8 protein-coding genes and 1 tRNA gene are annotated in these 11,750 nt (G+C 57.4%); 7 read left to right on the top strand and 2 right to left on the bottom strand.

Going from position 1 to position 11,750, the window contains the following annotated elements; all coding sequences use genetic code 11:
- Position 1: 1 nt before the first annotated feature.
- Entirely contained in the window at positions 2-1,426 is a 1,425-nt protein-coding gene (locus tag AC4FIA_RS09545; protein ID WP_490365657.1) for a circularly permuted type 2 ATP-grasp protein, read from the bottom strand.
- Between the two features lie 566 nt (positions 1,427-1,992).
- Here AC4FIA_RS09545 and urtA point away from each other — a divergent pair.
- From urtA to selD, 6 genes are all read left to right on the top strand, one after another.
- Positions 1,993-3,282, top strand: a complete 1,290-nt coding sequence (urtA, locus tag AC4FIA_RS09540) for an urea ABC transporter substrate-binding protein (RefSeq protein WP_490365781.1) — start codon at positions 1,993-1,995, stop codon at positions 3,280-3,282.
- 88 nt (positions 3,283-3,370) lie between these two features.
- A complete protein-coding gene (gene urtB / locus AC4FIA_RS09535) occupies positions 3,371-5,323 on the top strand; it encodes an urea ABC transporter permease subunit UrtB (protein WP_490365656.1) in 1,953 nt (650 codons plus the stop codon).
- A gap of 85 nt (positions 5,324-5,408) precedes the next feature.
- The gene (gene urtC / locus AC4FIA_RS09530) at positions 5,409-6,593 is read left to right on the top strand and encodes an urea ABC transporter permease subunit UrtC (protein WP_490365655.1); all 1,185 of its coding nucleotides are present in this window, start codon (positions 5,409-5,411) and stop codon (positions 6,591-6,593) included.
- Complete coding sequence (gene urtD / locus AC4FIA_RS09525) at positions 6,593-7,333, top strand: urea ABC transporter ATP-binding protein UrtD (protein WP_490365780.1); 741 nt, start codon at positions 6,593-6,595, stop codon at positions 7,331-7,333. The genes urtC and urtD overlap by 1 nt, the downstream gene beginning before the upstream one ends.
- 3 nt (positions 7,334-7,336) lie before the next feature.
- Positions 7,337-8,032 (top strand): urea ABC transporter ATP-binding subunit UrtE, encoded by a 696-nt coding sequence (urtE, locus tag AC4FIA_RS09520; RefSeq protein ID WP_103909478.1) that lies wholly within the window; start codon positions 7,337-7,339, stop codon positions 8,030-8,032.
- An 87-nt stretch (positions 8,033-8,119) separates the two neighbouring features.
- Positions 8,120-10,279 carry a selenide, water dikinase SelD gene (gene selD / locus AC4FIA_RS09515; protein WP_490365654.1) on the top strand — a complete coding sequence of 720 codons (2,160 nt, stop codon included), beginning with the start codon at positions 8,120-8,122 and terminating at the stop codon, positions 10,277-10,279.
- Here selD and mnmH read toward each other — a convergent pair.
- Positions 10,261-11,322, bottom strand: coding sequence for a tRNA 2-selenouridine(34) synthase MnmH (gene mnmH / locus AC4FIA_RS09510; RefSeq protein WP_490365653.1), 1,062 nt, complete (start codon positions 11,320-11,322; stop codon positions 10,261-10,263). The two genes, selD and mnmH, sit on opposite strands and share 19 nt — an antisense overlap.
- Positions 11,323-11,493: 171 nt before the next feature.
- On the opposite strand from mnmH, the gene AC4FIA_RS09505 reads away from it, so the two are divergent.
- Positions 11,494-11,568: transfer RNA gene (locus AC4FIA_RS09505), tRNA-Phe, on the top strand.
- Positions 11,569-11,750: the final 182 nt, after the last annotated feature.

Here is an 11,750-nt window from a genome sequence, read left to right as displayed (position 1 = left end):
CTTACTCCGCCAGAACCCAAGTGTCTTTGACCCCGCCACCCTGTGACGAGTTCACAACCAGCGACCCTTCGGTCAGCGCCACGCGCGTCAGACCACCGGGCACCAGTTCGACCTTTTCACCAACCAGACAGTAGGGCCGCAAATCCACGTGCCGTGGTGCGATGCCTTCATCAACGAAGGTCGGACAGGACGACAGCGCCAGCGTTGGTTGGGCGATGTAATTCCAAGGCTTCTCTTCAATCTTGGACCGGAAGGCCTCGATCTGGCTTTTGGTGGACTTCGGGCCAACCAACATGCCGTAGCCGCCCGATCCATGAACCTCTTTCACAACCAATTCGCCCAGATTTTCCAGAACGTATTTCAGGTCGTCCTTTTTTGCGCATTGCCATGTGGGCACGTTTTCCAAGATCGGCGCCTCGCCCAGATAGAAGCGGATCATCTCGGGCACATAGGTATAGATCGCTTTGTCATCCGCGACCCCTGCCCCTGGCGCAGAGCAGATCGACACGCCCCCAGACCGGTAGACGTTCATCAATCCTGGTACGCCAAGCATAGAGTCCGGACGGAAGCACAGAGGATCGATAAAGGCGTCATCCAGACGGCGATAGATCACATCTACTTTGCGTGGGCCTTCCGTGGTGCGCATCCAGACAAAGTCACCTTCGACAAAAAGGTCCTGCCCTTCGACCAATTCGATGCCCATAAGGTCGGCAAGGAAGGAGTGTTCGTAATAGGCCGAGTTGAACTGACCGGGCGTCAGGATCACCACAGTCGGATCGCCAGAACATTTTTGCGGCGCGACCGAGGCCAACGTCTTTTTCAAAAGGTCCGCATAACCATCCACCGGAGCAATCCGGTTTTCGTGGAAAAGCTGCGGGAACATCCGCATCATGATTTCGCGGTTCTGCAGCATATAGCTAACGCCAGACGGTGTCCGGCAGTTGTCTTCCAGTACATAGAACTGGTCCGGACCGGTGCGCACCAGATCGATGCCGACAATGTGACTCCAGACATTGCGGGGCGGGCGTATCCCGACCATGGCTATTTCGTAGGCATCGTTTCGCGTCACCAGATGTTCCGGAATTATCCCTGCGCGGATGATTTCACCACGGTCATAGACGTCGGCAATAAACGCGTTCAGCGCCATGGCCCGTTGGCGAATGCCCTTTTCAAGCTTGCGCCATTCCGCGGCGGTGAACACGCGTGGGAACATATCAAAGGGGATCAGGCGTTCCGGATCGCCGCCTTCTCCGTAGACAGCGAATGTGATGCCCACACGGCGGAACAGGGCTTCGGCTTCGGATTGCTTCAGGCTGCGCAGATCGTCGGGCATATCGCGGTGCCAACGCTCAAGGCTTTGGTAGGCTTGGCGGACCTCGGCACCGTGTAGCATTTCGTTAAAATAGTTCGGGGCGGCGTTATTCATTCTTTTGGCTCCCACTCAGTCCCATCCCTGATCAGACTGGGCAAAAGCGCAAAGCACAATCCCATGCGCATGTTTTTTCAACACACAAACCAAAAGCGACGCTATTTTCAGCAAGCGGCTCGGTGCAGCGGGCCCACCCAATCCATTTCCTTCTTAACGAAGTCGCATACACAGTGGTTCCCTAGAGCGCAGGATAGATTCCTGTTGATACAAAATTCGCCCATAGATTGAGCAAACTTCGATTCTGCGCGCCGTCAATGCCACAGAAAGCGTCGCAAACGACGCACATATTCGCCCAAAAAATAAACTCACCCCATTTTAACGCTCAAAAATTGTGCAATTTTTCGCATTTTATTGGCCAAATTCATGGTCGGACTCACAACTTTGCATCGTGCTGGACAAAAAATTGGCCTGTCCGAAACGGGCACCCAACAGCGCACTGATCATCCTCCGGTCAGCACCGCTAACAAATCCAACGTGGCACACGGTCGCCATTCCGCCCAAGGGGGGAGGATGGCCGCCGACCAACTAGAGTGCCGATCTAGACAGGGACCGAACGAATGAAAATGACCAAAACCTTGAAGCTGGCCGGCGTTGCTGCCTCGGCTCTGATCGCAGGCGCATCCGGCGCTTTCGCTCAGGAGGCTTCCTGCCCGATTAAAGTCGGCGTTCTGCACTCGCTCTCGGGCACTATGGCGATTTCGGAAACCACACTTAAAGACACAATGGAAATGCTGGTCGAACAGCAGAACGCAAAAGGTGGCGTTCTGGGTTGCGAACTGGAAGCCGTGGTTGTCGACCCCGCATCCGACTGGCCGCTGTTCGCTGAAAAAGCACGCGAACTGCTGACCGTACACGAAGTAGACGTCATCTTTGGCAACTGGACATCGGTTTCCCGTAAATCCGTTCTGCCGGTTATCGAAGAATTGAACGGGCTGCTCTTTTACCCAGTTCAGTACGAAGGCGAAGAAAGCTCCAAAAACGTCTTCTACACTGGTGCCGCTCCGAACCAGCAGGCGATCCCTGCAACAGATTACTTCCTTGAAGAACTGGGCGTCGAAAAGTTTGCTCTGCTGGGCACAGACTATGTCTACCCGCGTACAACAAACAACATTCTGGAAAGCTACCTGAAGTCCAAAGGCATCGCGGAAGAAGACATCTTCGTGAACTACACGCCTTTCGGTCACTCTGACTGGGCGACGATCGTTGCTGACGTTGTTGCACTGGGTGCGGACGGCAAACAGGTTGGCGTCATCTCGACAATCAACGGCGACGCGAACATCGGCTTCTACAAAGAACTGGCCGCGGCTGGCGTATCTGCTGACGACATCCCTGTCGTAGCCTTCTCGGTTGGTGAAGAAGAACTGTCCGGTCTGGACACATCGAACCTTGTTGGTCACCTCGCTGCTTGGAACTACTTCCAGTCCGCTGAAGGCGAAGCCAACGCCGAGTTCATCAAAACGTGGAAAGCCCGCATGGGTGACGAGCGCGTGACAAACGACCCGATGGAAGCACACTACATCGGCTTCAACATGTGGGTGAACGCAGTCACAGACGCTGGCACAACCGACGTTGATGCAGTTCGCACAGCAATGTACGGCCAGGAATTCCCGAACCTGACAGGTGGTACAGCGACAATGCTGCCGAACCACCACCTGTCCAAGCCGGTTCTGATCGGTGAAATCCGCGAAGACGGCCAGTTCGACATCATCAGCCAAACAGAAGAAGTGCCGGGCGATGCATGGACAGACTTCTTGCCGGAATCCGCGGTTCTGAAGTCCGATTGGAAAGACCTTGGTTGCGGTATGTACAACACCGAAACCAGCACATGTGTTCAGATCAAGTCCAACTACTAATCTGACCTAAACGAGGCGCGGCCAGTCCTCCCTTTTTCCGGCCGCGCCCTTTTTCTACCGACGTCCCCCAAATGACAGGCCCTGTCTTATGCTACGCGCAACCCTACTCGTGATCGCGTTTTGTCTTGCCCTGCCCGCCCAGATGGCCACCGCACAAGACAGCCCCCTGCAAACCCTTCTTCAAAGCCAAGCTGGCGAAGTTGCCAAACCCGGCCGTAGATCCGTAGGTGTCGTCATTGACGCTCTGGTTGCCGAAACGCCCGAAGGCACCGCCCTTTTCCTAGAACGCTGGCAGAACAAGGGCGTTTTTCTGAACGAAACCGACGGTCTGTTTTACTACGCCCAGAAATCCGGTGACGGTTACGAACTATTCGACATCGCCACAGATGCCCCTGCCGGCAACGCCACCAAAGACGAGCTGATCGAAATCAGACCGAACGGCGGCGTGCGCCGTGTGATCGGCGGCGCGCTGGTCCAGTTCCAGTTGTCCGATCCCGACAAAGAACGTCGTACCGCAGCGCTCGACGCGATCCTACGCAGCCCCGATGCAAGCCAGATCGAACCGCTGCGCGCCTCGATCGAAGGTGAACCCGATAATGCGCTGCATGCTCGCAAGGAACGTCTTGCAAACCTGCTGACCGCCCGTTTCGGTGCCTCGACAGATGACCGTATCACGGCCATCAACGCCCTTTCTGGCACCATGGACGTCGACAGCCGCGCGGCGCTGAACCAGATCCTGACCAAGTCTGCCGCCGTCGCTCCCGAGTTGCCGCAAGACGCCAACATCGCCCGCGTTCTGACAGTTGGCGAGGACATCTCGCAAAAGGACGCCTATGCGCAATTGGTCGACGCAGGTCTGGCCCCCGAACGTCAAACCGCAGACACGATCAAAGCCCGCCTCAGCGACAACATCGTTGATGGCCGTGTCGGTGGTATCCCTGTGGGGCAGCTCTCGAGCGAAGAAAACCGCGAAAAAGCCTATGCCGCTCTGGCCCAAGCCGGCACAGTTCCCCCGCTGGTCACAGACGAAACCGTCCAAGCTGCAATCGCCACACACGCTTTCTTTGAAACCTACGCCGAGAGTGACGCGGCAATCACAACAGCCGCAGAAACAGCCCTGTCCGAAGTCGAAGCCCGTGTCGCCCGTAACCAGATTTTTGATGTCTCGCTTGATGCGATCTCACTCGCGTCGATCTACTTCCTTGCAGCCATCGGCCTAGCCATCACCTTCGGCGTGATGGGCGTCATCAACATGGCCCATGGCGAATTCATCATGATGGGTGCCTACACAGGCTACGTCGTCCAGCAGATCATCCCCGACTACACTCTCTCGCTGGTCGTGGCCCTGCCGCTGGCCTTCGCAGTCACCTTCGCCGCGGGCGTCGCCATGGAGCGTTTGGTCATCCGCTGGCTTTACCACCGCCCGCTGGAAACACTGCTTGCAACCTTCGGCATTTCCATTGCCCTGCAACAACTGGCCAAAAACATCTTCGGCACCCAAGCCCGCCCCCTGACCTCGCCCGGTTGGCTGGACGGTGCATGGGTCATCAACGACGTGGTCCAGATCGCCAACATCCGCATCGCGATCTTCGTCCTCGCCCTGATCTTCCTCGGCCTCATCCTGTTCGTCCTCAACAAAACCCGCCTCGGCCTTGAGGTCCGCGCAGTAACGCAAAACCCCGGCATGGCGGCCTCCATGGGCATCAACCCCGACCGCATCAACATGCTGACCTTCGGCCTCGGCTCGGGCATCGCAGGTATCGCAGGCGTCGCCATTGGTCTCTACGCAAAGGTCACCTCTGAAATGGGCGCCGACTACATCGTCCAAAGCTTCATGACAGTGGTCGTGGGCGGCGTTGGCAACGTCTGGGGCACCCTCGCCGGTGCGACCCTTATCGGCGGCCTGCAAAAGGGCATCGAATGGTTCAACCCGTCCAACACACTGGCGGCACAGACCTACATGATCCTCTTCATCATCCTGTTCATCCAGTTCCGGCCGCGCGGCATCGTCGCCCTCAAAGGCCGCGCCGCAGGAGATTGATTATGAACGCCCTTATGCCTTCATCTGTCCAGAAATACTCGAAAATGCCCAGCGCAGCCAAAATCCACACCGGTCGGAGCCTGACATGAAACGCAAAAGCTTTGTCGCCGAAAATCCGTCGATTCTGTGGTTCCTCGCCGCGCTGGCGTTGTTCACAATCTTTGTCACGGCCATGTCCGAAGCCGCGGGCATCGGGGTTGTGTCCACCTCCTTCATCAAAACGCTGGGCAAAACACTCTGCCTGTGCCTGATCGCCGTCGCGATGGATATCGTCTGGGGCTATTGCGGCATCCTCAGCCTCGGCCACTTCGCCTTTTTCGGGCTGGGTGGCTACGCTATCGGCATGTGGCTGATGTACGCCCGGACCGAGATCATCGTAACCGAAAGCCTCTCTGCCGCAGCCATCCCGCCAACGCCTGAGGAAATCCATGACGCGGTCGCCACGCAAATTTTCGGCGTCGTCGGCACCAATGAATTCCCGCTGATCTGGGCCTTCGCTGACAGTCTATTTATGCAACTTGCCTTTGTGGTTCTCGTCCCCGGCCTCCTGGCACTTGTCTTCGGCTGGCTTGCCTTCCGCAGCCGCGTGACGGGCGTTTATCTGTCTATCCTGACCCAAGCCATGACGCTCGCCCTGTCGCTCTACCTGTTCCAGAACGACAGTGGGCTGCGCGGTAACAACGGCCTGTCCGGCCTTCAGAATATCCCCTATCTGGGCGATGTCCCGCAAAGCATGATCTCGATCGCCTTCTTCTGGGCTTCGGCGCTTGCTTTGGCATTGGGCTACGTGCTCTGCGCCTATGTCGTGTCCGGCAAGATGGGCAGCGTGATCCGGGGCATCCGCGACAATGAAAGCCGCGTGCGTTTCCTTGGCTACCATGTTGAAAGCTATAAGCTCTTTGTCTTCACCCTGACAGCGGTTATCGCGGCAATCGCTGGCGCACTCTATTATCCGCAGGCGGGCATCATCAACCCCGCCGAAATCGCCCCCATCGCCTCGATTTATCTGGCGGTCTGGGTGGCCATCGGCGGACGTGGTCGCCTCTATGGCGCTGTGATCGGTGCGGCCTTCGTTTCGCTTCTGTCCAGCTGGTTTACCGGCGGCGGCGCGCCGTCCATTCCGCTGGGTTTCTACACCATCCAGTGGACCGACTGGTGGCTGGTGCTGCTGGGCCTGTCGTTTGTTGCTGTCACCTTGCTGGCCCCTCAGGGTATCGGTGGGCTCTTTGATCTGATCGGCAAGAAATCCAAATCCGAGGGCGCGAAATGATGAACACGCTTCTAGAGCTTTCCGGCGTCTCGGTGTCCTTTGATGGGTTCAAGGCGATCAACAACCTCAGCTTCCAGATCGGCGAACCTGAACTGCGCGCGATCATCGGGCCGAACGGTGCAGGCAAGACCACTTTTATGGACATCATCACCGGCAAAACGCGCCCCGATGAAGGCCGCGTGATCTGGGGTGAGAAATCAGTTTCGCTGCTCAAAATGTCCGAAAGCCAGATCGCCCGCGCGGGCATCGGACGCAAGTTCCAGAAACCCACGGTTTTCGAGGCACAGACCGTGCGCGAAAATCTGGCCATGGCGTTGAAAAACGACCGCAGCCCGTTCAGCGTTTTGTTCTATCGCAAGACCAAAGAAGGCGCCGAGAAGATCGGGGCCTTGGCCGAGGAAATCGGACTGACCGACGAATTGACCCGCGTGGCAGGTGAACTCAGCCACGGGCAGAAACAGTGGTTGGAAATCGGCATGCTGCTGGCGCAGGACCCGCGTCTTTTGCTGGTTGATGAGCCGGCGGCGGGCATGACCCCTGCTGAACGGGAACACACCACAGACCTGCTGCGCCGCGCGGCCGAAACCCGCGCTGTTGTGGTCGTCGAACACGATATGGAGTTTGTCCGTCGTCTGGATTGCCGCGTGACGGTTCTGCACGAAGGATCGGTTCTGGCTGAAGGCAGCCTTGAACACGTGACCGCAAATAAAGACGTCATCGACGTTTACCTGGGAAGATAAGCCATGCTCGACGTTCGCGATCTGACACTGCACTACGGCCAAAGCCAAATTCTGCACGGCATTTCTTTTTCCGCCGAAAAGGGCAAGGTCACTGCCGTGATGGGCACAAACGGCGTTGGGAAAACCTCGCTTCTTAAGGCTATCGCCGGTCGCCATCCCTACACAGGTGGCGACATTGTTCTGGATGGTCAAAAGCTGGATCACCTTAGCGCCCATGGTGCGGCGCAGGCGGGTATCGCTTATGTCCCTCAGGGGCGCGAGGTGTTTCCGCTGATGACGGTTGAAGAAAACCTGATGACGGGCTTTGCCTGCCTTCCCAAAGCGGATCACAAAATTCCCGATCACATCTGGGATCTGTTCCCTATCCTGAAGGATTTCCTGCATCGTCGTGGCGGGGACCTTTCCGGCGGTCAGCAGCAGCAGTTGGCGATTGCGCGCGCCCTGATCACCCGCCCCAAAGTCCTGCTTCTTGACGAACCGACCGAGGGCATCCAGCCGAACATCATCCAGCAGATCGGTCGTGTCATTGCCCAACTGCGCGATCAGGGTGACATGGCGATTGTGCTGGTCGAGCAATACTTCGATTTCACATGGGGTCTGGCCGACAGCTTCACCGCGATCACACGCGGTGCGGTGTCGTTGCAGGGCAAACAGGGCGAAGTCACCAAGGAAGCCCTGCTTGAAAAAGTGTCGATCTGACGCGCTAGCATTTCTGTGATCCCGTCGCTTTGGGCTTGAGCCTTTAACGCGGCCTCCGTACCCCTGTTGGGGCAACCGGAGGACACCATGCATTCCAGCCCCCTGCCCCTGACCCGTGATCTGGTTCTGATCGGAGGAGGACACACTCACGCGCTGGTTCTGCGCATGTGGGGCATGAACCCTTTGGCAGGAGTGCGTGTCACCGTGATCGATCCGGTGCCGGCAACGGCCTATTCCGGCATGTTGCCCGGCTTTGTTGCAGGTTACTACAGTCGCCGCGAACTGGATATTGATCTGGTCAAACTGGCCCGTTTTGCCGGTGCGCGTCTGATCACAGGACCGGCTGTTGCGATTGATCCGGTCGACCAGACCGTCACCGTTCCGGGCCGCGAGCCTGTCGCCTACGATGTGGCTTCGATCGACATTGGCATCACCAGCGCGATGCCCGCGCTCAAAGGTTTTCCGGAACATGGTGTTCCCGCGAAACCGCTGGGCCCGTTCGCTGATGCATGGACCAAGCATTTGGCGTCCAACCCGTCTGAACCAGTTGCGATCATCGGTGGGGGGATTGCGGGCTGTGAACTATCGATGGCGATGGCGCATGCCTTGCGCGCCAAAGGTTCGGACGCGCCAGTACATTTGTTGGAACGCGGCATCCTGCTGTCCGACAACAGCGAAAGCGCACAGCGCAAAATCCGCAAATCCATGGCGGACTTGGGCATCACAATACATGAGAATGTGCAAATCTCGGAAATTAATGCCACATCGCTTGTTCTAGCTGATGGCACCACAATTCAGGCATCGTTCATAACAGGCGCCGCAGGCGCAAAGGCCTACGATTGGCTGGGTACATCCGGCCTGAACCTGCACAACGGTTTTGTCGCCGTAAATTCGCGCTTGCAGTCATCGGTCGACAACATCTTTGCCACCGGCGACTGTGCCCATATGATCGACACCCCTCGCCCCAAGGCAGGTGTTTTCGCCGTCAGACAAGCGCCCGTGCTGTTCCAGAACCTGCGCGCGGCCTTGGGCACGGACAAGTGGGCAGAGTACAAACCGCAAAGCGATTATCTAAAGCTTGTCTCGCTTGGACAGAAATCGGCGCTTGCTGAAAAGTTCGGACTGACGTTTACTGGCTCACTACTTTGGCAATGGAAAAACCGGATCGACCAGAAATTCATGGAGAAATTCCGGGACCTGCCCCAAATGGAACAGCCCGCGTTGCCGTCCGAGATCGCCCACGGCGTGAAAGAAGCCTTGGGTGACAAACCGATGTGTGGCGGCTGCGGGGCCAAGGTCGGGCCGACGACGCTAAGCGCCGTGCTGTCCCGCCTGCCCGCCACCCAACGCACAGACATTCGCAGCACCATCGGCGATGACGCCGCAACAATGAAGGTCGGCGGCGTTGAACAAGTGCTGACCACAGACCACCTGCGCGCCTTCACCGACGATCCGGTCGTTATGACCCGCATCGCCGCCAATCATGCGCTTGGCGACATCTGGGCCATGGGGACCGAACCGCAGGGCGCCACTGTCAATCTTGTTCTGCCCCGCCTTTCCGATACGCTGATGGGCCGCACACTTCACGAGATCATGCAAACTGCGCATGAGGTTTTGAGCCACGCAGGCGCGGCAATCGTGGGTGGGCACAGTTCCGTTGGCGACGAGCTGACCATCGGTTTTTCGATCACCGGACTGTGCCACCAACCGCCAATCACCGTGGCCGGTGCCAAGGCCGGCGCTGCAATCATTCTGACGAAACCCATCGGCTCGGGCACCATTATGGCCGCCGAAATGCAAGGTCAGGCAGACGGGCATATCGTGACCAAATCATTGGACCTCATGTGCCAGTCACAAGCCCGCGCTGCCGACATCCTGAAAAATGCTCAGGCGATGACGGATGTCACAGGCTTCGGTCTTGCCGGTCACATTGGCAACATCTGCAAATCATCCGGCACCGGAGCGGTTTTACGGATGGCCGACATCCCCTTAATGGAAGGCGCGGCAGAGCTGGCGCAGTACGGCGTTCGCAGTTCGCTTTACCCGCAAAACAAAGCCGCGTTCCCGGAACTTCCGGACACGCCCGAAACAGCACTACTGTTTGATCCACAAACTGCCGGAGGGTTGCTGGCGGTCGTCGACACACAAAGCGCTGAAGGCACGCTAAATGCCTTGAAGATCGCAGGCTATCAGGCTGCAATTATTGGGGAAATCACAGAAAATCCAGGTCAGATCGAATTGGCCTGAGCGACGATTTCTGCAATCTGATCCGCCGCATCTTCCTGCCCGCTCTCACTCAAATCCGGAACGCTGATTTGCGCCATGAATTCGCGTTCAACAGACTTCATCGACGTGTTGTAGGACGGATCATAGTGTTCTTGCATCAACGCACGTGTCAGCCCCACTTTGTCGCCCTCGGCGATCAGAGCCATCCAGCCGTCAACAATGGCATGACCACGATGCCTGCGGACCACATTCAGCTTTTCCGTTAGGCGATCCGTGTCAGACAAAATGTCGTCGTAGGCCCGCACAAGGTAGCGCGCCCGCGCCTCGATCGGCGCGCTAATATCGATCCAGGGCGCAGAACACATCGCGGCCCACAACGACGGCGGCAACAGAATGCGACCGATCTTGCTGCTTTCCGCCTCGACCACCACAGGACGCGCCGGATCCAATTGCGACAGCGCCATGGCCAGACGGGTTTCGAACATCTTTTGCGATGGCTGCCCTTCCTTGGTCTCGCCCAGCAATGAACCGCGATGTCCGGCCAGTTTTTCGAGATCAAGAATCTGAACGCCCCGCGCAGCCAACCGCGCAAGAAGATCTGTCTTGGCGGTTCCGGTGTAGCCACCCAGCATTATCAGATGGTATTCCAGCGGCGTGTCATACAGCATCGACGTCACAAGACGCCGAAACGTCTTGTAGCCACCGTCCAACACCTCGGATCGCCAGCCAATCTGAGACAGCATCCAAGCAAACGATCCCGAACGTTGCCCCCCACGCCAGCAGTAAACCAAGGGCCGCCACCCACCCTCGTGTTGCGCCAGAGGGCCCTCGATATGTCTGGCCGCGTTTTTGAACACCAAAGCCGCGCCAATCTTACGCCCCAGAAAAGGAGACTGCTGTTTATAGATCGTCCCGACCCGCGCCCGTTCCTCGTTATCCAGAACAGGAAGGCTGATCGCACCGGTCACATGATCTTCGGCAAACTCGGCCGGCGAACGCACATCAATGATGTCGTCAAAACCATGAGCGATCAGGTCGCGAAGCGATGTCGGTTTAAAGGCCATCTGGCTGATTTAGCTGTTGAATGACCAAAGGAAAAGCCAAGTCGTCACACCAAAACCCTGCCGATGGGACAGCGCTTTAAAAAAGAAGTGAAAAATTATTCAAAACCCCTCTGGACACCGGAATCCCCGTCGGCTATTCCGCCTCCACCCGAGGGAGACACCCTCACCCGTGCCCGGGTAGCTCAGGGGTAGAGCAGTGGATTGAAAATCCTCGTGTCGGTGGTTCGATTCCGCCCCCGGGCACCACTTCAACTTTCAGGTTCGGTCCGAAAACTCCCCTAATATTCTGAAATTCCTTGAAGATTTCGGAATCTCCTCGTAAGCCACCCGACAATATCCTACTAAATTCGCCCGCATTGGGATAAGATTCAGGGGTATCGCTTGCATCAAGAGATAAGGGTACCCCGAGGTCAGCCATGCGCTGAAAG

This window comes from Thalassococcus sp. (genome assembly GCF_982780845.1).
This window is presented reverse-complemented; position numbering and strand designations above follow the sequence as displayed.